Consider the following 23,712-nt stretch of genomic DNA (forward strand, 5'->3'; position numbering starts at 1 on the left):
GTCATCACCCTTTTCTTATCAAGAGATACCGCGTCAAAGATTAGCAGATTTGCTCAGAAAGTACTGCTCTTTGGTCGATATCATAGCGAGAATCTTTTTCTTAAAATGAGATTAAGATCGCTGTACAGTTTTTAAATTGCTTTATCATCCCTCTTATTCATCCTTTTGGTACTATTTCGGAGATTTCCATGCATAACACCAATGATATTTTAGAAAGCTTACGCTTCATTGAGACTCACACCGACATTAAACCAACCGTTGGTATCATTTTAGGGTCAGGTCTAGGTCCATTCGCAGATACATTAGAAAACGCGGTTCATATTCCTTATAGCGAAATCCCCCATTTTGCAAAATCTGAGGCTGTTGGCCACGCGAATGAATTGGTGATCGGAACTATCGCGGGTAAAAATGTGGTCGCGATGAAAGGCCGTTTCCACTATTACGAAGGTTTTTCTCTCGACCAAGTGACCTTTCCTGTGCGATTGATGAAAGCACTCGGGGTAGAAAAACTGATCATTACTAACGCATGTGGTGCAGTGAATACCGACTTTAACCCTGGCGACCTGATGGTGATTACTGACCATATTAACCTCACTGCAAATAACCCATTGATTGGGCCAAATAACTCTGAATTAGGTGTCCGTTTCTTGGATGTCAGTGAAGTTTATAACAAAGAACTACGTCAAATAATTTTGGATGTTGCTAAAGAACAAGGGGTTTCCGTGCGTCAAGGCGTTTACGCGTGGTGGACTGGCCCAACGTATGAAACACCTGCTGAAATCCGCATGATTAGAACATTAGGCGCTGATGCTGTTGGTATGTCAACGGTACCTGAAGCACTGGTGGCCCATCATTCACAAATTAAAACGGTTGGTATTTCCTGCTTAACGAATATGGCTTGCGGTATTTTGGAACAGCCTCTGAGCCATGATGAAGTGATCGAAACGGCTGAAAAAGTGAAAGCCACCTTCTTGCAATTAGTCACTGGCGTGATTGCTCGCTTCTAACTTATTCTCAAAATAATATAAAGAATGTCATAGAAACAAGTAGGTAGGTATTCAATGAAATTAAAGGGGCTAGTTTTAGTTTCGCTTGGCGCTTGTAGCTATGGCATTTTATCAACATTGGTTGTATTGGCTTATCAGGCTGGATTCTCTTTAAATGATGTGATTGGTAGTCAAACTGTTTTAGGTGCGGCATTACTTTGGGTGTTTGTGTTAGCTGGATCAGCGATGAGAAAAAAAACGCTAAACTGGCCAACAGGAAAGCAATCAACATTAATGTTATTGACGGGAACCACTACTGGGTTAACGGGACTACTCTATTACGCCTCATTACAGTATTTATCACCGGCATTGGGGGTTGTGCTATTTTTGCAGTTCACTTGGATGGGAGTCGCGATTAATTCTATTGTGACTCGCCGAATGCCTACCGTCATGACGATCTTATCAGTACTCTTTATCTTAGTTGGAACCTTACTAGCGACAGGGCTACTGAACAGTTCGAGTGTGCAATTCCACTGGTTAGGTATTGTATTTGGCTTATGTGCAGCGCTATCAAATGCAGTACGTGTTTATGTCAGTGGCGCGCTTGCTGTAAAAACTGAACCAATGATGCGTTCAGCCATTATGGTAACAGGAGGGGCTATTTTGACCTCGATTGTTGTGCCTCCAACCTTTTTATTAGACTTCACCACATTTAACTCCTTGTTTTTCTCTTACGGATTACCATTGGCCTTTTTTGGTTCTTTCTTTGGGATGTGGATGTTTGCTAAAGGTACTCCATTGATTGGAACGAGCTTAGCGACAATAGTCAGTTCAATGCAATTGCCTGTAACCATCATATTGTCCGTAACTGTATTACATTTACCTCTTGAATTCATTCAGTTTGTCGGTGTCGCCATTATCTTATTTGGTGTCGCAATTGCTGAAGTGAAAATAAAAACAAATAAACAAACACGTTAAACAATTCGGGGTTACAGCTGAGTCGATAATTGCGCTGTGATGAGCGTAAATGAGTGAAATAACTATGCTATCACTTGAAGTATTGACGAATATAACTCCAAACGGAGATTGATATGAATATTAAAACCCGTCTAAAAACCATGTTATTCCTACAATATTTTGTCTGGGGAAGTTGGTTAGTCACGCTAGGTGCCTACATGATGAAAACACTGAATTTCTCTGGCGCTGAAGTTGGAATGGTTTATAGTTCGAAAGGGATTGCTGCTATTTTAATGCCGGGTATTATCGGAATTATTGCAGATAAATATATCCCTGCTAATCGGTTATATATGATTTGTCATATTATCTGTGCTGGTTCGTTATTCTACGCCGCCAGCGTAACAGACTCTACATTGATGTTCTGGGTAATGCTGATTAATGCGATGGCATTTATGCCAACGATTGCATTATCCAACTCAATTAGTTACTCCTCATTAAGCCAATTTCATCTAGATTCAGTGACAAATTTTCCGCCTATTCGAGTATTTGGCACGGTAGGTTTTATTATCGCTATGTGGAGTATTAGTCTATTAAAATTTGAATTAAGTAGCATGCAACTCTATATTGCGGGTAGCTGTTCATTGTTGTTGGCGCTATATTCTTTGACTTTGCCGCATATTGCCGTTAACAAAAAAGCTATTTCTACTAGTTGGGTTAGTAAGTTAGGTCTTGATGCATTAGTGTTATTCAAAAAACCGATAATGGCGGTTTTCTTTTTATTCGCAATGCTACTGGGGGCTGTTTTACAAATCACTAATACATTTGGTAGCCCATTCTTACACGACTTTGCTCGTGACCCATTGTACCAAGATAGTTTAATCGTTCAGTATCCTGCTATCTTATTATCCGTTTCACAAATGGCAGAAGTTGTGTTTATTTTAGCCATTCCATTCTTTTTAAAACGCTATGGCATCAAAACAGTCATGCTATTGAGCATGTTAGCTTGGACATTAAGATTTGGTTTTTTTGCTTTTGGCGATCCATCCGCAATTGGTTTAATGTTCCTGATTTTATCCATGATCGTATATGGATGTGCTTTTGATTTCTTTAATATTTCTGGCTCCATTTTCATTGAAAAAGAAGTTGATCATCGAATGAGAGCAAGCGCTCAGGGATTATTTATGACCATGGTGAATGGCGTTGGCGCTTATTTTGGTGCGATATTAAGTGGACTCGTGGTTGATTACTTTAGTGTGGATGGCGTTAAAGATTGGCAGACGATTTGGCTTGTTTTTTCATCGTATACCGTTGTGCTTGCTATTATTTTCTATTTCACTTTTCACTATCATCATGTGAGGGAAGGTGAAGTCAAAGCTGATTGAGATTAAATTTCATGGGATCTGGTGATGTGAGTATCACCAGATTTTTTGACAAATTATCTATTAACATACTCATTATTAGCTAACAATTGTTTGAGCTGTAATTATACTCCTCGTATTGAATTGGTTTTGAATGGGTATCAGCTTAAGTGGGGAAGGCTTAAGGTGTAGATGCGATTTCAATCGATTAAAGTCATCATGATAGCCCTCATACTCTGAGGGCTATTAATTTATTATTGTGCGGCTTGAGACCCCCAAAGTGCATCAGCAATAGGGATTGTTGTATATGTTTTAATAATTTGATTATACGTTTCTTCAGGCTTAAGTGATGTAAATTGTTCGGGATAGATAAATTTTGCAAGATATTCCATACCGACAATATTATAAGGATGGTTATAGAAGTTATGGTAGACGCCATATAACCGATTATTTTTAACGGCACTAATTTGGCTAAAACCCGTTCTATTTTTTAGTCGTTCAAAACCACGTTGGTTTTCTTCTTTTGTCACGCCATAACCAAAGGGAGCAGCAATATTGTTTTTATTAACCCAACGAGAGCCGGTGACGATATAAACGTCAGGCGTTGTTGTAATGACTTGTTCTAAAGAGACAGTGCCAGAAGCACCCGGTAAAAATTGACTGCCAATATTATCGGCGCCAATTGCTTGCACTAAACCACCCCAACCGGCGTTATTATGGGTAAAACAGCAGCTATCGCTACCATTTGCTCCTGCCTTGGCTTCAATAAAAACACGCGGCTTATTCTGGATTTTTGCCGTTGCTTGTTGGATGTCTGATAAGCGAGCTTGATAAAAGTCAGTATATTCTTTGGCTTCTTTTTCTTTATTTAACACCAATCCAAGCATGTCGATGCTCGTGGTTGTATTTTCGATTGGGTGCAAAAAAGTATCGATATATAGAATAGGAATATTAGCATCTTTTAAACGGCTAACAACACCAGAGCCTTCTAATGCAGGTTTTGCACGTAACTGCGCAATCAGGAGGTCGGGTTTTTGAGCAATTACCACTTCAGTGTTAACTTCACCTTTGTCATTGAATCCCATATCGGGAATTTTCTGTAGATCGGATTGCCATTTTTTTGCCAGTAATTCTACCGTCTGAGGGTCCGTTTTTTGCAGATTATTATTCCATGCGACGAGGCGATTAAACGGATTCTCTCTATCAAGCAAAGCCAGCGTTAAAATATCTCGACCATCTTGCAATACAACTCGTTTCGGTTCTTGTTGTAACGTAATTTTTTGGCCATCGGTATCGGTCACTGTAACGGGATAGGTCGTTGCTAAGGCCGAGGATGAGCATAAGGTTACGAATGTTATTGATAGCAGGTGATTAATTATCTTCATATTTAGACCCTTTTTGATTGAGCCTTGATAATAACAATTATCATTATCAATTTTAAGTATTCTAAGCCAATCGCTGATAGTTTTTATTTACCTATCGGTGAGTTGCTGTCTTTAACAATAAATTCAATGCATTACACGTTTAATCATTTGAGTAAATCCTACAGAAAAAGAAAAGAGGGTATTTAATCTGCGAATATAGTGACGGTTAGAAGGGCTAAAATGGAGAGAGACAAAACTTAGGTTAAGTAGGGAAAGAAATCATGTTTAATCTTGATACACTCGAAAAAACTAAGTGTATCAAGTAGTAATCGCGTGTTTACTTATTTCTTGAGATCAAAACATAAGAGACAATTTTTGAAAAGTTAATTTTTAATAAGATTTTTTCACTATCGCTTAATGGATAATCACCTTGATCTCTAGACTTTTTAAATCGACTAATAATAAATTTATTAAGAATTTTTAATTTATCTTTTCTTTTATGTGACGGTAGCCAAGAGCCGCTGAAGTGGTGAATAGAATAGTTAATCTTATTATATTCAGGACTGCAAAAATAATAAGATGGATAAATGACTACCCCTTCTGCTAGATGGGATTCTTGGCTTCCATCGTAGGGGGGATTAAGGCCAAATTCATTAGAGAAATAGCGGCTAATTTTGAATGTATTGGGTTCTAAAACAAGTTCTCCATTGACTTCAAAATTCAGATTGTCATAATCAGAAAGTAGCCCTTTTATGACTGATGAGCCTTTTACAGAACCCATAGCAGCTGTAATAGGTAGATACTTACCATCATATTGTTCATACCCGCTAAAAAAACTAAGGTTCAAAAAACGGTCAAAACTTTGTGTTACTTCTACATCACTATCAAGATAGATCCCTCCGTAATTATAGAGAGCATAAAGCCTTATATAGTCAGAAGCAAAGGCCCATTTTTTATTTTTTATTGCTTCGGTAACATAGGTGTTATTTATTTCGTCTAGGCAGTCATTTCCCCATTCCATAATCTCATAATCAGGAAGGTGTTTTTTCCAAGTATCAATACAATCTAACACAAATTGAGGTTTAGGGTTATTACCAACCCAAACATAGTGTATTATTTTAGGTATCAAAATGAATTCCTATTAGTATTTTAGTGAACGGAAAAATTTTCTTATTTGCAAGAAAAATAAAGATATTTTACTTTCAATGAAACCTTTTTGTCGTCTGGTTTTTTTTTCTGTAATCCTATATTTCTCAATATTACTATTTTCAAGTGTTAGTATTGGATGCTCAATTATTTCAGTCAAAAAGTAACCATCTACAATTTTGAGCTTATAAAATAAATTCCATGAATCAGCAACATAATAAGCTTTGTCAAATAGAGTAATTAATTTTTCACACTCATCTCTATGAATTAAGTAACAACATGTTCTAAATAACTTACTTGGTTTGTAAGTGACTTTTCTAAAAACAACATTACCGATTTTAATTTTATTAAAAAAACTGAGAGAAAGGCGTTTTCTTGAATTTAAGCCTTCTTGACCACCTAGTAAGTAAATATTATTCTTTTTGAGTAAGGATGTTTTTTCATTATTTAACTGTTTAACGAGATCTGATAATTTATCGCTAATAATAGCATCATCTTCTAGAATAATTGCCCACTCATAATTGCTGTTAACAATTTTTTTATATATTAATTGGTGGCTGAGACTACATGCAACTTCATTAGCACATGAGGGCTTATTATATTGAAAGTTTAGTGAGTTAAGGTAGTCAGATGGCAAATCTTTGCCTTCGACAGCATCGATCATTACCCAAGACAACTTTTGTGCTGATAGCGAATCAGTAATTTTTTTTCGACGTTCAATATCTTTTTTTAATGAAACTATGAAAATAGGGATGTTACTTTCCATAACAGCGGATCCTGTATCGTTATGCAACCTTTTTGTATTATAAATAAAAAATGATAATTAGTCTTCAGATATTATTCCATTATTGTTAAAAATAATGCTCCTAGACTATTATTGAAACCCTATCAATGCATTGATTATATTGGTTTTTTCTTATGGTGAATGCATGGGGTGTTTTGCTCGTTTAGCTGGAAAATGCAATGCGACCATTATTAAAATAGCTATATTTAAAATAAAGCACACTTAAAATATTTTTTAGTTATTAATGAATTAAAGTAATATAAGGTTATACGTCGGTATGCTTTCTAATGATTTTTATTTTTGCTGTCCCTGTATTAAAATTCTTAATAGAAAGACAGATAAAGAGTGGTTGGAATTCATATATAAGATAAATATAAAGCCAGTAAAAATTTAGGTATAGAGAATGAACCGGCTTTATATTTTATAATGCGTTATTCAATATTTTGAATTTGTTCTCTCATTTGTTCTATCAACACTTTGAGCTCAACGGCTGAATTGGTCACTTCACTATTGATAGATTTTGATGCGAGAGTATTTGATTCACGATTAAACTCTTGCATCATAAAGTCTAGGCGTCGACCATTGGCTTCTTTTTTCTTGAGAATATTACGCGTTTCTTTCACGTGTGCTTCCAGCCGATCCAGTTCTTCGGCGACATCGACACGTTGAGCTAATAAAATGAGTTCTTGCTCTAAACGGTTGCTATCTACTTGAATATCAGCTTCTTCTAATTTGGTTTGTAGGCGCTCACGCTGCCATTGCAAAATTTCGGGCATATGCTGACGGACTTTTGCAACTTCAACCAGTACTGCATCCAGACGTTGTTCGATAAGAGCGTGTAACGCAGCGCCTTCAGCTTCTCGGCTTTGAATAAATGCATCTAATGTCTCATCAAGCCCTGCTAACAGCTGCTCGCTGATCGCATCTAAATCCTGCTCGCCCGCTGACATAACGCCAGGCCAACGTAGAATTTCTAATGGATTAATTTCGCCTTCATGACTGTAATTTTTTACCCAGTTAGCCGCACTAATAATTTGACGAGCTAAATTTTCGTTAAGGATTAATTCTCCTCGATTTGCTCCATCTAATTCAAAACGTAAATTACATTCAACTTTGCCTCGAGTCAGGCGAGCACGAATGCGTTCACGAACCACTGGCTCAAGACTTCGTAATTGTTCTGGTAAGCGGATATAGGTTTCTAGATAGCGTTGGTTAACGGAACGCAGCTCCCAGGCCGCACTCCCCCATTCACCCTTGATATCACGGCGGGCAAAAGCGGTCATACTACGGATCATAATTCGTTCCTATCAAAATGAATATAAGAGGGATTATAACGCTATGAGTGATGTCATGATAGGCATTATCGTTTTAAGGACGTATAATGCGCGGCAATTTAGTTGAAAATGGAGATAACACCATGCGTCCAGAAGGCAGAATGGCAGACCAAATGCGTCCGATTAAAATATCACGCAACTATACTAAGCATGCGGAAGGCTCTGTTCTTATTGAGTTTGGCGACACTAAGGTGTTATGCAATGCAACTGTCGAAGAGGGAGTGCCTCGTTTTTTAAAAGGTCAAGGCCAAGGCTGGGTGACAGCAGAATATGGCATGCTACCTCGAGCAACAAATTCGCGTAATCAACGTGAAGCGGCAAAAGGTAAGCAGACTGGGCGTACAATGGAAATCCAACGTCTAATCGCACGATCTTTACGCGCAGCGGTTGATTTGAAAAAGTTAGGCGAATATACCATTACGTTAGATTGTGATGTGATACAAGCAGATGGTGGTACTCGTACAGCAGCTATTTCAGGGGCTTGCGTTGCGTTAGTCGATGCACTTAATAAAATGGTTGAACAAGGTAAATTGACGGCGAGCCCTTTAAAATCGATGGTAGCCGCAGTCTCTGTAGGAATTGTGAATAATGAAGCTGTATGTGACCTTGAATATGTTGAGGACTCTGCGGCTGAGACCGATATGAACGTCGTTATGATGGATGATGGTCGTATGATAGAGGTTCAGGGAACTGCCGAAGGCGAACCATTTAGCCATGAAGAGCTATTGTCGTTACTTGCATTAGCAAAAACGGGACTAGAATCTATTTTTGAAGCTCAACGAGAAGCGTTGAAATAAGAATATTTTTAATAGGCGGCTGAAATAGTCGCCTTTTTTATGGCTGGTGATTTTTTCGAGCTCACCAGTATGTGTATCATCGTATTAAATATATTGACATTAAATATTGAGGAGATTGACCCATGAAAGCCTATCAGCGCGAATTTATAGAGCTTGCCATGAAAAAACAGGTGCTTAAATTTGGTGAGTTTACGCTGAAATCAGGCCGTAAAAGCCCCTATTTCTTTAATGCTGGGCTGTTTAATACGGGGCGTGATCTGGCACTGGTTGGTCGATTCTACGCGCAAGCTCTCAAAGAAAGTGCAATCGAATGTGATGTTTTGTTTGGGCCTGCTTATAAGGGGATCCCAATAGCAACGACGACAGCAGTTGCACTTGCTGAACATCATAATATTGATATGCCATACTGCTTTAACCGTAAAGAAGCCAAGGATCATGGTGAAGGTGGCACATTAGTGGGTTCTCCACTACAGGGGCGTGTGGTGGTTGTCGATGATGTTATTACAGCGGGTACGGCAATTCGTGAATCGATGGAAATTATTAAACAGCAAAATGCGACACTTAATGGCGTCCTTCTCTGTCTTGATCGTCAAGAAAAAGGCAAAGGTGAGATCTCGGCGGTACAGGAAGTTGAACGCGATTATCACTGCAAAGTTTATTCAATTATTACGATGAGCGACTTGATTGCTTACCTCGCTGAACGAGAAGATATGCAACAACATCTCATCGCGATGCAAGCTTATCGTCAGCAGTATGGTATTTGAGGTTAATCAGCTGTTGTCTTCTTATTCAGGGTAATCACTTTTTAGATGAAAGTCAGATAAGAGGGATTTGGGCTAGTCATCCTACAATGATGAGGAGCTGCACAGATGAATGGCATTCATCATGTCCTGGATTTGAGCTTGTTTACCCTAAGGTAATCAAGAAACAGGTAAATAAAGAAAAAAGCCCTCGCCCAAAGAATGTGGGCGGGGTGAGTAGTTGTTTAATCTGTTATTGTAACTGAGCTAAAATTAAAGGCCAGCGTGATTCAAATTCTACTGTGGGTCGATAACGGAATTCTGAACGTACAAAACGCGACAACATCCCTTCACAAAATGCGAGCAGTTGGCTTGCAAGAAGGGATTCATCATGCAGAAAACCATGCCCATCTCGTATTTTTTTCTCTTTTAATACTTGGCGTAATTGTGACTCTATTCGTTCAAATAATTGGTTTATACGACCTTGCAGCCTATCTTGCTCAAACATCAGGGCGTGGCCGGTCATAATACGGGTCAGCCCTGGGTTTTTCTCTGAAAAGCCTAAAATAAGGGCTAAAATCAGTTTAATGCGAGTTAGCGTATCTTTCTCATCGCTTAGGATAAGATTGATACGCGAAACTAAAGAGTCCTCGATAAACTCAATTAAGCTATCGAACATTTTCGTTTTACTCGGAAAATGACGATAAAGTGCAGCTTCAGATACTCCTACAGTTGCTGCAAGCTTTGCAGTTGTAATTCGTTGACTACCATCACTACTTTCTAACATCAGCGCCAGAGACTGCAAAATCTCTTCACGTCTGTTGCGTTTTTTTGTTATCGCTTTTTCTGCCATGTCTGATAAGACCCCTGCTAAAACAGCAAAACAAACTATCTAAAATTTTGCCCCGAGTAAATAGAAAATAAAGGGCAAAAAGTAGATAAAAGAGCACGATATCGATGAAGTTCGGCTGGCTTAAAAGGGCATATGCTTGTTGTATCGTTAGATGGTATATATTTGTGACCTTGCATGTGGCATGTAAAGTGACCATTTTCAGCCTTCGAGGGACGAGTTTCTTGCCCGCGAACTTTTTATCAATGGAACCTTACTTGCCCCTTGCGCGACTTAGCGTATTAGCTCCTCAGTTAAATCATAAAGAGGGGAGCTAGTAGGCTAAGCCATCAATTTATCTTAAAAAGCTGACAAAATAACAGTCTATATTTCACGAATTGCTATTGTTGTCAGTTTCGAGATAGGGTCTGTTAGGACGTATACCTCGTTTAGATAAACATATCGCTACCAACAAAATACCCTTTAAAGCAACTAAACTGTCGTACTAAAATGATACCGTCTATTTTTCGCTAAACTCACTGATAAGTTTATTTGTTATTCCATCATGAAATATGGATTTGGTATTATCAGTAAAGCTAAGAATTAGGAGTAAGCAAATTTATTGACGTCCTGAATGTCCGAAGCCTCCAGCGCCTCGTTCTGTCGCATCAAAGTCATCGACAATATTAAATTCAGCTTGAACGACTGGAACGAAAACCATTTGGGCCATTCGTTCGCCCGGTTCAATGGTAAATGTCTGGTTGCCTCTGTTCCATACAGACACCATCAATTGCCCTTGATAGTCAGAGTCAATCAATCCAACTAAATTACCAAGTACAACACCATGTTTATGGCCAAGACCGGAACGCGGTAGGATGACTGCTGCTAGCTGCTCATCAGCGATATGAATCGCGAGGCCAGTAGGGATTAACTCTGTTTGACCCGGCGCTAAATCGATTGGTGCATCAAGGCAAGCACGCAGATCTAATCCCGCTGAGCCAGTCGTTGCATAAGTTGGTAAAGGAAACTCGTTACCAATACGGGGATCAAGAATTTTCAGATCAATTTTTTTCATAACGTTGAAGTATCTCGTCTAATAAACGGTGGCTTAATTCAAGTTTACTACTGTGTGGTAAACGGGTGTCGCCAAAAGCATCAAAAATATGCAGTGCATTGTTATCACTGTTAAAACCATTATCAGCGAGCGAAACATCATTCGCACAAATTAGGTCTAACTGTTTTTGTTGGCGTTTCTGACGTGCGTATTCTTCCACATTCTGGGTTTCGGCTGCAAATCCAACCACATAAGGGCGATGTTGTGCTAATTGGCCAACACTGGCAACAATATCAGGATTTTTGACTAATGTAATGGCAACTTCATCACCCTGTTTTTTAATTTTATTTTCCGCAATTGTTTTTGCACGGTAGTCAGCGACAGCCGCACAACCGATAAAGATATCTTGCTCAGTGATAGTTTGGTGCACTTTTTCGTACATATCGAGAGCACTGATAACATCAATTCGCGTGACTCCTGCCGGTGTCGCTAAAGTCACTGGGCCTGCAATTAAAGTCACTTGTGCACCACGTTGACTGGCTGCTTCAGCAATAGCGAACCCCATTTTTCCTGAGCTGTGATTACTAATAAAGCGGACTGGGTCTAAATCTTCACGGGTAGGCCCTGCCGTAATCATAATTTTTCGATTTTGTAAGTCAGTTCGAGAACGGAAGTGTTCACAGGTAAAACGTACAATCTCTAATGGATCGAGCATTCTTCCTGGGCCGATGTCACCGCAGGCTTGGCTGCCATCATCTGGCCCCCAAATCATACATTGACGTTGTTTCAGTTTGATTAAATTTTCTTGTGTCGCCGTTGCTCGATACATTTGTTGATTCATGGCAGGAACAACCGCAAGCGGCGCAGCCGAAGCTAAACAAATGGTGGTCAATAAATCATTCGCCATACCAGCACTTATTCGAGCAATTAAATCTGCTGTAGCTGGCGCTAATATGATGATATCGGCCCATTTAGCGAGCTCAATATGGCCCATTGCTGCTTCCGCCGCTGGGTCGAGTAAATCGTCAGAAACGGGATGACCAGAAACCGCCTGCAATGTTAAAGGTGTAATAAAGGCTTTTGCCCCATGAGTCATAACAACGCGGACTATAGCACCCTCATCACGTAAGCGACGAGTGAGCTCAGGAATTTTATATGCGGCAATACCACCACTTATGCCGAGGACTATTTTTTTACCTAATAGCTGTGCCATCGTTTTATCCATCTAATCATCGTGAAGAGCATATTATCATATCAGAAGTGTCAGCGAGAGTACTGTATATATCATCACCCTTTTGTTTTTTGCGAAGCGTTACGCAAATCAACAATTGATGTGTTGTTGTCGTTACCGCCTATGTATAGAAAGAGAAGCAGCAAGGGGCATAAGGGGGTGATAATGGAGCATGAAGAGAGCTTAAAGCCAAGGGAGAAAATATTGGCGTATGGTGCCGCAACGCTGACGGATGCAGAGTTATTGGCTATTTTTTTACGAACGGGTAGCCAAGGCGAATCCGTTTTACAACTTGCGGAGCGTTTGTTGAAAGAGTTCGGCTCTTTATACTTACTCTTACAGTCTGACTACACAAAGCTAGCAAAATGCAAAGGTGTCGGTGTTTGTAAATTCTCTCAATTTCAGGCGATTAGTGAGATCGCACGGCGTTTTTTTACTGAACAATTTTTATATGAAGATGTGATCTCTGAACCTAACCATTTAAAAATACGATTACTTGAATTGTTTGCTGGGCAAGAAAGAGAAGTTTTTGTGGTACTCTTTTTAAACAATCAACATCAAATTATTAGTTATGAAGAACTCTTTAAAGGAACTATCAATCGGGTAGAGGTTCATCCCAGAGAAATTATTCGTTATGCCATGAAAATGAATGCAAGTGCGGTCATCTTGGCGCATAATCACCCATCAGGCAATGCAGAGCCTAGCGAAGCGGATAAACAAGTGACTTTTCGTATTAAAGATGCTTGTAGCTTAGTGGGAATTAAATTGCTTGACCATTTTGTTGTTGGACATAAAAATTGTGTTTCATTTCTTGAACGAGGGTGGTTGTAAAAGCATTTTTTTGACTAAAAAATGACAACTTTTGCCGCATTGGGCTTGAGTGAGAACGATTGAAAGCGTATACTACGCCACCTTTGAGGATCTTGGGTTTGGCGAGAAGAGCCTATCTCAGTAAATTTTTTACTAAGATGATAACATTCTTTTCAGTCAATAAAGTTTGCTGAGATGGGCTCCTAAGCCTGACGAGGCGGCCATACCCAGAACAAAAAAGCTCGAGCTGATTAGATTTTTGGAGAATAGACATGTCACGAGTCTGCCAAGTTACTGGCAAGCGTCCAATGAGCGGTAACAACCGTTCACACGCATTAAACGCGACCAAGCGTCGTTTTTTGCCAAACCTGCACTCTCATCGTTTCTGGGTTGAGTCTGAGAAACGTTTCGTAACGCTGCGTGTATCTGCTAAAGGCATGCGCATTATCGATAAAAAGGGTATTGATGCTGTTCTTGCTGAACTGCGTGCCCGCGGTGAGAAGTACTAAGGAGCTAAAAAATGGCTAAAGGTATTCGCGAGAAAATCAAGCTGGTTTCTTCTGAAGGTACTGGTCACTTCTATACCACGACGAAGAACAAGCGCACTATGCCTGAAAAACTGGAAATGAAAAAATTCGATCCAGTTGTTCGTAAGCATGTGATCTACAAAGAAGCGAAAATTAAATAATTTTTGTTTTCTTATTAAAAAACCCAGCTTTGGCTGGGTTTTTTATTTTCAAAATCAAAAAACTATACTTATACGCATTCAAGGCTATATCGATTATTCCTAAAGTAGTAACATGTTCGTTCTTGATTGAATTAATAGTGTTAGTTTTTGTCAAAGAACTATGTCATTTTGCGTATAGATATCATTAAGAGTGTCTGGTGAAAAAACAGTTTAAAAAAATTCTTGTTATCAAGATGCGGTTTCATGGGGATATGCTACTGACTACGCCTGTGATCAGTACATTAAAGCAAAACTATCCTGATGCCGAGATTGACGTGTTACTTTATCAAGATACGATCCCTATTTTGTCTGAAAATAGGGAAATCCATGCCTTGTATGGAATTAAAGGTAAGAAGGCTAATGGGCTCAGTAAAGCCTGTAACTTTGTCAATTTGTTATTAAAATTACGTCGTAATAGGTATGATTTGGTTGTAAATCTTGCAGACCAATGGATGATATCAGTGCTTGTGCGGGCTATCCCTGCTCAGGTAAAAATTTCACATAAATTTGCTCATCGAGAGTCGACGTTTTGGCATAATAGCTTTACTCATTTGACTGCACCTCACGGTGAACACGTTGTTATGAACAATCTTTCTGTTCTTGAACCGTTAAAAATCAATAACCTTAAAACAGATTTAACGATGTCATATGCAGAGCAAGATTGGAAAAAGATCGATCAGCAGCTATTGGAACTTGGTGTTCATAGCAGCTATGTCGTCATCCAGCCAACGGCACGGCAGATATTTAAGTGTTGGGATGATGAAAAATTTGCGGAAGTCATTGATGCGTTGCAATCCCGTGGTTACCAAGTGGTATTGACTTCTGGGCCAAGTCAAGATGACCTTGATTGTGTTGAAAATATTGCATCCCATTGCCACACTAGGCCCATCACTGAGTTGGCGGGTAAAACGACATTTCCTGAACTTGGTGCACTCATTGCCCACTCTGCGTTATTTATCGGTGTAGATTCTGCCCCAATGCACATTGCAGCAGCGGTCAAAACACCCATAGTTTGTTTGTTCGGTGCAACCAACCATGTATTCTGGCGTCCGTGGAGTGAAAACGTAGTGCAATTCTGGGCGGGTGACTATGAAGCTATGCCACCACGCGAGAAACTCGATAGAAATAAAAAATACCTTTCTATCATTCCTGCATCTGACGTTATCAAGGCAACAGAAAAAATGTTGCCGATGAATATTCGTTCAATAATGACAAGGTTCTAATATGATTTTGGCATTTTGTCTGTACAAGTATTTTCCGTTTGGTGGTTTACAACGTGATTTCTTACGTATTGCGTTAGCGTGTCAGGCAAGAGGGCATCATATCCGCGTTTATACTCAATCTTGGCATGGTGAGAAACCCGCTGGTTTTGAAATTATGATTGTACCAGTCACATCGAAAACCAATCATGGACGTAATGCACAATATTGTGAGTGGGTGCACGCTCATATCAAACAATATCCAGTAGACCGTATTATTGGTTTCAATAAAATGCCTGGCCTAGATGTATATTATGCGGCGGACGTTTGTTATGCAGAAAAAGTCGCTAATGAAAAAGGTTTTTTTTATAGGCTAACTCCCCGTTATAAGCATTATGCAACGTTTGAAAAGGCCGTATTTCAAGTAGGAAAACCTACCAAATTATTAATGCTGACTCCTCATCAAATTGCACATTTTAAAAAACATTATGCTACAGAAGCATCGCGTTTTTATATGCTACCGCCGGGTATTGCGCAAGATAGAAAATACGATAAGCAGATCCCCAATGCACGGCAAATTTATCGAGAAAAAAATCAGATACCTCCGTCAGCGTATTTGTTATTGCAGGTTGGTTCCGACTTTAAGCGTAAAGGAGTCGATAGAACCTTAAGAGCAATGGCTGCATTGCCTGAAGAGATTAAGAAAAATACGCGATTAATGGTTGTTGGGCAGGATAAACCTGAAAAATATCAGCGTCTAGCCAATACACTGGGCATAGGTCAACAAGTCTCCTTTTTTAGTGGGCGTAATGACGTTGCTGAGCTAATGGCAGCGGCAGATATTTTAATGCATCCAGCATACCAAGAAGCCGCGGGTATTGTGTTACTGGAGGCTATAACAGCAGGTTTACCTATTATTGTTACGGAAGTTTGTGGTTATGCCTCATTTATTGCTGATGCTCAATGCGGCATGGTGATCCGTGAACCATTTGAGCAAAAAACGTTAGATTCCGCGCTTTCAGAAAGTCTGCAAAATAAACAACAATTAAAAAATTGGGCAGAAAAGGCGCGGCATTTTGCGGATACAGAGGACTTATATAGTTTACCTGAAAAAGCGGCTGATATTATTTTAGGACATCTAGATGATTGAACTTAAAACACCTTTTAGTGAGCTATGGAAAAATAAAGATCCTTTTGTGGAAACTGAGCAGTTAGAAGGTGAGGTGTTTCGTCAGCTAGAAAGCCGCAAAACATTGCGCTTTGAGCTTGGTGGAGAGAGCTATTTTATCAAAATCCATTATGGTACAAGTTTAAAAGAGGTGTTAAAAAACCTGTTTTCATTAAGGTTACCAGTATTGGGTGCTGATAGGGAATGGAACGCGATACATCGGCTAACAAAAGCGGGTGTGGATACGATGGATGGTCGTGCATTTGGGCAAAAGGGGATGAACCCGCTACGTCGACATTCCTTTATTATTACGAAAGATTTAACGCCAACGATCAGTTTGGAAGATTACTGTGCCAATTGGTCAAGCCTAGCGCCTGATTTTACAGTCAAACAATTGATTATTCGCCGTGTTGCTCAAATGGTACGTAAAATGCACGCCGTTGGTATAAATCACCGCGACTGTTATATTTGCCATTTTTTACTACACTTGCCTTTTTCAGGTGAAGAGCAGGACTTGAAAATCTCGGTGATAGATTTACATCGAGCACAACTCAGAAAAAAGGTTCCAATACGTTGGCGTGATAAAGACCTTATTGGGTTATACTTTTCTTCATTAAATATCGGCCTAACAAGCAGAGATATTTTCCGTTTTATGAAGGTTTACTTTGATTTGCCTTTACGAGATATTTTAAAAGAAGAACAGGCTTTGATACTCAAAGCGGGAAGCAAAGCAAAAAAAATCCAAGAGCGTACAAAGCGCCGTGGTTTATAGATAAACAATTTGTTGGGGTCTTATATGGTCGTTGAATTTGATAAAATGATACAACAAGTTATCCCGCTCGGTGTGTCAGACTTAGATATTTCATCTTATTTTCATGTCGCCTATGGCATTGATCATCATTTTTTATATGGCTGTGGCGTATCTATTGCCTCGTTGTTGATGCACAATGAGCATACCAATTTTTCTTTTCATGTATTTATAGACGATTCAATTAGTGATGCGGATTTAGCTCTGTTTAGGGAGCTCAGTGACGACTATAATGTACAAATCACCCTCTATATAATTAATTCTAGTAGTATAAAAACACTTCCGACGACTAAGAATTGGACGCATGCCATCTATTTTCGATTTATTGTTGCCGAATACTTTATCAATAAAATAGATTATCTATTGTATTTAGATGCTGATGTTATTTGTAATAATTCGATTGAAGGGCTGACTCAGTTAGACTTACAAAATAAAGTGGCTGCGGTTGTTACTGAAAGGGATGAAAATTGGTGGAAAAAACGGGCTCAAACGTTAGGTTTCCCCGAAGTATCCGCTGGCTATTTTAATAGTGGTGTGATGTATGTAAATTTAGCCGCTTGGAAAGAAAATCAGGTTACAAAAAAATCAATGTCATTGCTTATGGATACGAATATTAATCATAAGATTAGTTATCCTGACCAAGATGTATTAAATATATTATTAGCAGATAAAGTCATTTATTTGGATGCTGTTTATAATACACAATTTAGCTTAAATTATGAGTTAAAAGATCAATTTCACTATCCTGTTACTCAAAACACTATTTTTATTCACTATGTTGGACCAACGAAACCTTGGCACGAATGGGCTACTTATGAAACAGCCAAGCCTTTCTCTGATGCTCGATCAGCGTCACCTTGGAATAAAGTACCATTATTAAAGGCTAAAAGTAGCAACCATTTACGTTATTGTGCGAAGCATAATATCAATCAAGGCCACTATCTATTTGGATTTCTTCTCCATTTTAGGTACTTATTATCTAAGCTTAGTAAATAATTAACATTTACGTTTTAGTGAAAAGTAGCATAAAACAATATTTTATTATTGGAGATAAATGATGAATTTTAATATCCATGACATAGTGACTGAGAGATATGTTTTAAACGATAGTGATGAAGACTTAAATGAAAAATGCCTTAATATCGTTTATGGCTCAGATGAAAACTACCAGTTTGGAGCAGGAGTTTCAGCAGTATCTTTGTTAATTAATAATCCTAGTACATCTTTTAGATTCCACTTTTTTTTGGATACGATAAATCCTAATTTTGTTGATAAATTAAAATGGATTGCTGAACAATTTTCAACACAAATAATTGTGTATAAACTGAATCACGATTTTTTAGAGAAATTACCTGCCTGTGACGTTTGGTCATCAGCAATGTATTTTAGGCTGATCGCGCTTGATTATTTAGCTTTTCATTATGATTATGCACTATATCTCGATGCAGATGTAGTATGTCATAGTGAACTAAATTTAGATGCCAATATTCTTAGCCAAGTTATTTGTGGTGTTGTTCTTGATAGTGAAATGGTGAGAAGCAAAAGTGGGTCAAGGTTGGGTGTACCTGAATTAAGTACACGGTACTTTAATTCAGGCGTGATGTTTATTAATTTAAAAAAATGGCAAGAACATGAAGTGACTAAACGTTGTTTAGCACTATTATCTGCACCGGATGCAAAGCAACGTTATAAATACCCTGACCAGGATGTGTTAAATTTGATTCTGGTGGATAACCAAGTTCAGCTTAATCAGCGTTTTAATACTATTTATACCTTAAAGAATGAGCTATATGATCGAAGCCATAAAAAATATCAACAGGTGATCACGGATAATACCACGTTGATACATTATACAGGGATCACTAAGCCATGGCATACTTGGGCAAACTACCCGTCTGCTAAGCCTTTTTATATCGCTCTTGAGCAGTCGCCATGGTGTAAAAATGATTTAAAATCAGCAAGTAAATTTGTTGAAAGAAAAAAAGAATATAAGCACTTATTGAAACAAAAAAAGATTGTTGCTGGCTGTCTGTGTGGAATCCAATACTTGTTGATGAAAGTTTTTCGAAATAAAAAATAGTAATATGCTAAATAAATGGTTTTTACTGTGAAGTTTATTAATCCTTCCTTAGTCACTGTCTGTCGTGAGAATGAAGGGTACCCTTATTACTCAAAAGTGAATGATAGGCATTGTTTATGCATAGTGTTCACAAATTTTGCCTCTGTGAAAGGGATAATAATTGATATGCTGGATAGGGAAGCATATTGAATGCGTTCGATTGAGTTAAGGTAGCATCATAATGTCTTGATTTTTATCGTATATCAATATTATTGTAGATGTTAACATTTCGATTTATATATTTTCAGAATATTATGAATAGATACTAGGTTATGATAGAATTTTTGTATGTTCTGTAGTTGTTTGATTTGGACTGAAAATAAAAACAGTCTTCCGGTTACAAAACAGGTATCGAATAATAATATTCAGTAAGGTCAACAAAATGTTAAGCCATGAAATGATCAAATCTCTAGTTGAAATAAGTGGTAGCAAAGCTAGTGATGGTGATAAAGCGTATTTTCATATTGCTTATGGGGTTGATGAAAAGTTCCTCTACGGTATTGGTACATCAATCTCTTCGATACTCCTTAACAATAAAGAGACGCATTTTCATTTCCATATTTTAGTTGATAGCTTAGTTGACGAGAATCTTTTTCAGCAGTTAATTGCAAATAGTTACCATAAAATCACGGTTTATCTGATCGACATCCAAGAATTTAAACGCTTACCATTGCCATCACCAGCTTGGAGCCACGCCATCTACTTTAGATTAGTGATTATTGATTATCTGTCTCAATCAATCGATAAATTATTGTATTTAGATGCGGATATTATTTGTAAAGGCAATCTCGCATATCTAAAAACATTAGAATTTAATGAGCATGTTTACCTTTATGCTGTAAAAGATAAATTTTGCAGTGAAAAGAAACAGTTGCCTATGGATATGAGCAAATACTTTAACTCTGGGTTTTTATATATGTCGATTCAGGAAATGGTGAAAGCAGACATACCCAACAGAGTTATTGAATTAGTAAAAAATAATAATTTTACTCATCCAGATCAGGATGCATTGAATATTTTATTAAATGATAAACTGGTTAATATAAGTGAAAATTTCAACTTTATGTTTTCTTTAGATTGGTATATTACTAGCAAAAGAAGCACTAATAATATACCAAATGATGTTGTTTTTATTCACTTTGTTGGTTTAACTAAGCCATTTCATGAATGGGCTATTTTCTATAAAGAGTATCAGTTTTTTGATATTGCACGACAGAATTCGCCTTGGAAGAATATTCCCTTGCTCAAAGCCGAAAATTACAAGCAATTATCTCGCAAAAAATCACATCTAAGAAAAAATAGAAAGTTTTTTCAATTTTTATTAGCAACAGTTGAATATATAAACAAGAAAATATTTCATTGATATCATGCTGACATTGTCAGCATGAATATGACTAATGGATGCGCTTTTGGTTAATTAAGATAGCAACGAAAATATTGTATAGGAAGAAAATATCTAAAAATATAAATTCAAAGAGGCAGTAGATTAAAAAATAGCCAATAGAGGAGGCAAAGATACCCACATTTAAAATATTTTTTTGCGATTTTATATTTCTCATTAAATCTTTTAAGTTAATAACATAAGCAATAATAAATAACAGCAACCCACCTAAACCTACATTATATAAGATGTTTAAGAAAAATGGGTCATCATTATTATGTACATATTCATTTTTGCGTTGTGAAAATTTTCCGCCACCACGAAATCTTTCTGCATTATTATCATTCAGATACTGGTTGTAAGAGACAGAACCATACCCAACACCAAATAGAATATTTTTAGTTTGATTCATAAAAATAGGGAAACGTGTCATCACAATTTTGTCTCTACCTGATGAAATGTTTTTTGCGTCTAGAGTTTGGTTTATCTTATTTTTTACTTGAGGAATGGTGGTATAAGCGATGGTTGTAACACTTAAAGAGGCAATGGCAAAAATAACAATGTATAAAGTAAATTTTTTAATACTTTGAGAAAACAAAAATAAAATAATTAATGTTTCAATAACTACAGCAAGTACGCCTCCACGACTACCAGTATAAAGTAAAAAACAAAATGCAAAAATGGATAAAATAAACATTGCTACTTTTAATAGATTATTTTTAAAAATAAATAAGGCAGCGAAGGTAAATGGAAAAAGCAATGTTGTATAGTGAGCAAAACCATACCTAAGCTGTAAAAATAGAGGTAAGTCACTATCTTTAAATTGTTTTAATATTGGAGATATAAAAAGAGTAAATGCCAAAGTAGCAATCAAGGCATAACTTATTGTTTTTATTGATTTTGATTCGTTATTTCTGAATGCGATTAAAAATAACGTAATGATAATGACATAGCGCCAGTCATTGAAAAATTCTTTCAGCGCTTCTAGTGTAAATTGAGAGTAAGTAAAAAATATCGCGCATAAAATACACCATAAGCTAAATAAAAAGAATACTTTTCGTCCTCTAACTAACTGAATAAGGTCATCTTTGATATTTATTTTATTTTTAATAATGGTATAGACAGTATAGAGAAAGAGTAAGACAGCAGAAATATTTAACACGCCTTGAGTATCATTTGTAAACATACCCAATATGACAAGGGAAACTAATAAAAAAGGAAATTGACTAATAATATAGTTTTTTATATTCACAAGTTTGCCTATCGATTGCTGTCAGATTTTTGTCGGTGATCAAAAGTGACGATATTGTGTTAGATAACGGATCTTTGATTGCTAATAGGCGAATTGTATTTATCATATACTTGAATGTCCAGTTGATCAGTGGGTTAACATGGTCAGTTCGTTTAAGGTATTTTGATTTTGATATTAATCATATCGCTGTTTAAGGATCTATTCATGCCAGAGCTACCCGAGGTTGAAACCAGCCGCAGAGGCATAGAGCCTCATCTCGTCGGTAATATTATCCAATATGCCGTAGTGCGTAATGGCCGTTTACGTTGGCCTGTTTCAGAACAGATCAAAAGTTTATCTGATGAGGTTATTTTAAGCGTTCAAAGGCGTGCGAAATATCTATTAATTGAACTACGACAAGGTTGGATAGTCATTCATCTCGGTATGTCGGGCAGCTTACGCATTTTGTTAGAAGAGTTGCCTGAAGAAAAGCATGACCATATTGATTTAGTATTAAAGGATGGCAAGGTTTTGCGTTATACCGACCCGAGACGCTTCGGGGCTTGGTTATGGTGTGACGACCTTGCGACGAGCTCTGTCTTGGCACATTTAGGGCCTGAACCTCTTTCGGATGAGTTTAATGCTCAATATTTATTTGAGCAGGCAGCAAAACGAAAAATTGCTATCAAGCCTTGGCTGATGGATAACAAGGTGGTCGTCGGGGTGGGGAATATTTATGCGAATGAAGCGCTATTTGCGGCAGGTATTTCGCCAGAAAAAATCACGAATACATTAACGCTTGAGCAATCAGAGGGTTTGGTTACACAAATTAAGAAAGTATTGCGGCGTTCCATTGAACAAGGTGGAACAACGTTGAAAGACTTTTTACAGTCTGATGGTAAGCCTGGTTACTTTGCTCAAGAATTATTTGTTTATGGTAAAAAAGGGGAACCTTGTTTGATGTGCGGGACGCCGATTATGAGTATCAAACAAGGTCAACGCAGTACTTTTTATTGCCCTCAATGCCAAAAATAATTTAAATTTTATTGAGTTTTTTTAGCATCGCTTCTGCAACGAGCGGTGGTAGGAAAGAAGAGATATCACCATCATGAAGAGCAACATCTTTGATCAGTGATGATGAAACGAACGACAAGCTTTGTGAAGGAAGTAGAAATACCGTTTCTAATTCAGGCACAAAATGGCGGTTCATATTGGCGAGTTGCCATTCATATTCGAAATCAGCGACTGAGCGAACGCCACGGATCAAGATGTTGGCACCATGCTTTTGTGCGAAGTTAGCCATGAGCTCTGAGAAGCCAACGACTTCTACGTTATCTAAATGTGCGGTAACGTTTTGCGCAAGTTCCACGCGTTCTTCAAGGGTAAACATAGGGCTTTTGCGTTGGCTATTGGCGATGGCGAGTAACACATGGTCAAACATTGCTGCTGCACGAGAAACAATATCAATATGGCCTGATGTTATGGGGTCAAAGGTGCCAGGGTAAATCGCTTTGTGTTTCATAAATTGTTATCTCGTTGTTTATTAATACTTATTTATATGAATTTAAATTAAGTAATATGTGCATATCATCAACATTATCGACTATTAAGGGGAGTTGCAACTCACGAATAGCCGCTTAAGTTAATTTCAAGTCTATTTTTAGGTGCATATTCTGCACACTTTCATAA

Annotated in this window: 24 protein-coding genes; 15 read left to right on the forward strand and 9 right to left on the reverse strand. The window is 37.8% G+C overall.

All coding sequences use genetic code 11. From position 1 onward, the window contains the following. The first annotated feature begins 188 nt into the window (after positions 1–188). The 3 genes from O7C57_RS00445 to O7C57_RS00455 all read left to right on the forward strand — a co-directional run bounded on the left by O7C57_RS00445 (position 189) and on the right by O7C57_RS00455 (position 3,325). Positions 189–1,007, forward strand: coding sequence for a purine-nucleoside phosphorylase (locus tag O7C57_RS00445; RefSeq protein ID WP_269723492.1), 819 nt, complete (start codon positions 189–191; stop codon positions 1,005–1,007). Between the two features lie 54 nt (positions 1,008–1,061). Next, positions 1,062–1,964, forward strand: coding sequence for a DMT family transporter (locus O7C57_RS00450; RefSeq protein ID WP_154625023.1), 903 nt, complete (start codon positions 1,062–1,064; stop codon positions 1,962–1,964). A gap of 113 nt (positions 1,965–2,077) precedes the next feature. Continuing rightward, a complete protein-coding gene (locus O7C57_RS00455) occupies positions 2,078–3,325 on the forward strand; it encodes a nucleoside permease (RefSeq protein ID WP_154625022.1) in 1,248 nt (415 codons plus the stop codon). 230 nt (positions 3,326–3,555) lie between these two features. On the opposite strand, the gene O7C57_RS00460 is transcribed toward O7C57_RS00455, so the two are convergent. The 4 genes from O7C57_RS00460 to O7C57_RS00475 form a co-directional block, all read right to left on the reverse strand. Next, the gene (locus O7C57_RS00460; RefSeq protein WP_163863416.1) at positions 3,556–4,686 is read right to left on the reverse strand and encodes an ABC transporter substrate-binding protein; all 1,131 of its coding nucleotides are present in this window, start codon (positions 4,684–4,686) and stop codon (positions 3,556–3,558) included. A 316-nt stretch (positions 4,687–5,002) separates the two neighbouring features. Then, entirely contained in the window at positions 5,003–5,794 is a 792-nt protein-coding gene (locus O7C57_RS00465) for a glycosyltransferase family 32 protein (protein WP_244316456.1), read from the reverse strand. A gap of 12 nt (positions 5,795–5,806) precedes the next feature. Then, the gene (locus tag O7C57_RS00470; RefSeq protein WP_154635713.1) at positions 5,807–6,577 is read right to left on the reverse strand and encodes a glycosyltransferase family 25 protein; all 771 of its coding nucleotides are present in this window, start codon (positions 6,575–6,577) and stop codon (positions 5,807–5,809) included. A 449-nt stretch (positions 6,578–7,026) separates the two neighbouring features. Beyond that, positions 7,027–7,890, reverse strand: a complete 864-nt coding sequence (locus O7C57_RS00475; RefSeq protein WP_154622530.1) for a YicC/YloC family endoribonuclease — start codon at positions 7,888–7,890, stop codon at positions 7,027–7,029. Positions 7,891–8,012: 122 nt separating this feature from the next. On the opposite strand from O7C57_RS00475, the gene rph reads away from it, so the two are divergent. Continuing rightward, complete coding sequence (rph, locus tag O7C57_RS00480) at positions 8,013–8,726, forward strand: ribonuclease PH (RefSeq protein ID WP_154622540.1); 714 nt, start codon at positions 8,013–8,015, stop codon at positions 8,724–8,726. A gap of 122 nt (positions 8,727–8,848) precedes the next feature. Next, positions 8,849–9,490 carry an orotate phosphoribosyltransferase gene (gene pyrE / locus O7C57_RS00485; RefSeq protein WP_154622531.1) on the forward strand — a complete coding sequence of 214 codons (642 nt, stop codon included), beginning with the start codon at positions 8,849–8,851 and terminating at the stop codon, positions 9,488–9,490. 229 nt (positions 9,491–9,719) lie between these two features. Here the strand turns inward: pyrE and slmA are convergent, their stop codons facing one another. The 3 genes from slmA to coaBC form a co-directional block, all read right to left on the reverse strand. Further along, positions 9,720–10,319 (reverse strand): nucleoid occlusion factor SlmA, encoded by a 600-nt coding sequence (slmA, locus tag O7C57_RS00490; RefSeq protein WP_154622532.1) that lies wholly within the window; start codon positions 10,317–10,319, stop codon positions 9,720–9,722. A gap of 595 nt (positions 10,320–10,914) precedes the next feature. Next, positions 10,915–11,370, reverse strand: coding sequence for a dUTP diphosphatase (dut, locus tag O7C57_RS00495; RefSeq protein ID WP_154622533.1), 456 nt, complete (start codon positions 11,368–11,370; stop codon positions 10,915–10,917). Then, positions 11,357–12,562, reverse strand: a complete 1,206-nt coding sequence (gene coaBC, locus O7C57_RS00500) for a bifunctional phosphopantothenoylcysteine decarboxylase/phosphopantothenate--cysteine ligase CoaBC (protein ID WP_154622534.1) — start codon at positions 12,560–12,562, stop codon at positions 11,357–11,359. The genes dut and coaBC overlap by 14 nt, the downstream gene beginning before the upstream one ends. A 180-nt stretch (positions 12,563–12,742) precedes the next feature. On the opposite strand from coaBC, the gene radC reads away from it, so the two are divergent. From radC to O7C57_RS00545, 9 genes are all read left to right on the forward strand, one after another. Further along, complete coding sequence (radC, locus tag O7C57_RS00505; protein ID WP_163863676.1) at positions 12,743–13,411, forward strand: RadC family protein; 669 nt, start codon at positions 12,743–12,745, stop codon at positions 13,409–13,411. A 251-nt stretch (positions 13,412–13,662) separates the two neighbouring features. Then, positions 13,663–13,899, forward strand: coding sequence for a 50S ribosomal protein L28 (gene rpmB / locus O7C57_RS00510; protein WP_004924239.1), 237 nt, complete (start codon positions 13,663–13,665; stop codon positions 13,897–13,899). An 11-nt stretch (positions 13,900–13,910) separates the two neighbouring features. Further along, positions 13,911–14,078 (forward strand): 50S ribosomal protein L33, encoded by a 168-nt coding sequence (gene rpmG, locus O7C57_RS00515; protein ID WP_004924244.1) that lies wholly within the window; start codon positions 13,911–13,913, stop codon positions 14,076–14,078. A gap of 197 nt (positions 14,079–14,275) precedes the next feature. After that, positions 14,276–15,340: a lipopolysaccharide core heptosyltransferase RfaQ gene (gene rfaQ / locus O7C57_RS00520; protein ID WP_269723493.1), complete on the forward strand. Its 1,065-nt coding sequence runs from the start codon at positions 14,276–14,278 to the stop codon at positions 15,338–15,340. Between the two features lies 1 nt (position 15,341). After that, positions 15,342–16,466, forward strand: coding sequence for a glycosyltransferase family 4 protein (locus tag O7C57_RS00525; RefSeq protein WP_154622536.1), 1,125 nt, complete (start codon positions 15,342–15,344; stop codon positions 16,464–16,466). Beyond that, positions 16,459–17,256, forward strand: coding sequence for a lipopolysaccharide core heptose(I) kinase RfaP (gene rfaP, locus O7C57_RS00530; protein WP_154622537.1), 798 nt, complete (start codon positions 16,459–16,461; stop codon positions 17,254–17,256). Before O7C57_RS00525 ends, rfaP begins: the two co-directional genes overlap by 8 nt. Positions 17,257–17,280: 24 nt before the next feature. Next, positions 17,281–18,288, forward strand: a complete 1,008-nt coding sequence (locus tag O7C57_RS00535; protein ID WP_163863407.1) for a glycosyltransferase — start codon at positions 17,281–17,283, stop codon at positions 18,286–18,288. A gap of 58 nt (positions 18,289–18,346) precedes the next feature. Beyond that, a complete protein-coding gene (locus O7C57_RS00540) occupies positions 18,347–19,372 on the forward strand; it encodes a glycosyltransferase family 8 protein (RefSeq protein ID WP_269723494.1) in 1,026 nt (341 codons plus the stop codon). Between the two features lie 421 nt (positions 19,373–19,793). Further along, positions 19,794–20,774: a glycosyltransferase gene (locus O7C57_RS00545; protein WP_269723495.1), complete on the forward strand. Its 981-nt coding sequence runs from the start codon at positions 19,794–19,796 to the stop codon at positions 20,772–20,774. A gap of 31 nt (positions 20,775–20,805) precedes the next feature. Here the strand turns inward: O7C57_RS00545 and O7C57_RS00550 are convergent, their stop codons facing one another. Beyond that, positions 20,806–22,044: an O-antigen ligase family protein gene (locus tag O7C57_RS00550; RefSeq protein WP_249999526.1), complete on the reverse strand. Its 1,239-nt coding sequence runs from the start codon at positions 22,042–22,044 to the stop codon at positions 20,806–20,808. Positions 22,045–22,248: 204 nt separating this feature from the next. Between O7C57_RS00550 and mutM the strand changes: the two genes are divergently transcribed. Next, positions 22,249–23,058 (forward strand): bifunctional DNA-formamidopyrimidine glycosylase/DNA-(apurinic or apyrimidinic site) lyase, encoded by an 810-nt coding sequence (mutM, locus tag O7C57_RS00555; RefSeq protein WP_154624185.1) that lies wholly within the window; start codon positions 22,249–22,251, stop codon positions 23,056–23,058. 1 nt (position 23,059) lies between these two features. Here the strand turns inward: mutM and coaD are convergent, their stop codons facing one another. Further along, positions 23,060–23,545: a pantetheine-phosphate adenylyltransferase gene (gene coaD / locus O7C57_RS00560; protein WP_247047210.1), complete on the reverse strand. Its 486-nt coding sequence runs from the start codon at positions 23,543–23,545 to the stop codon at positions 23,060–23,062. Positions 23,546–23,712: the final 167 nt, after the last annotated feature.

This window comes from Providencia sp. 21OH12SH02B-Prov (assembly GCF_027362595.1).
Classification (GTDB): domain Bacteria; phylum Pseudomonadota; class Gammaproteobacteria; order Enterobacterales; family Enterobacteriaceae; genus Providencia; species Providencia zhejiangensis.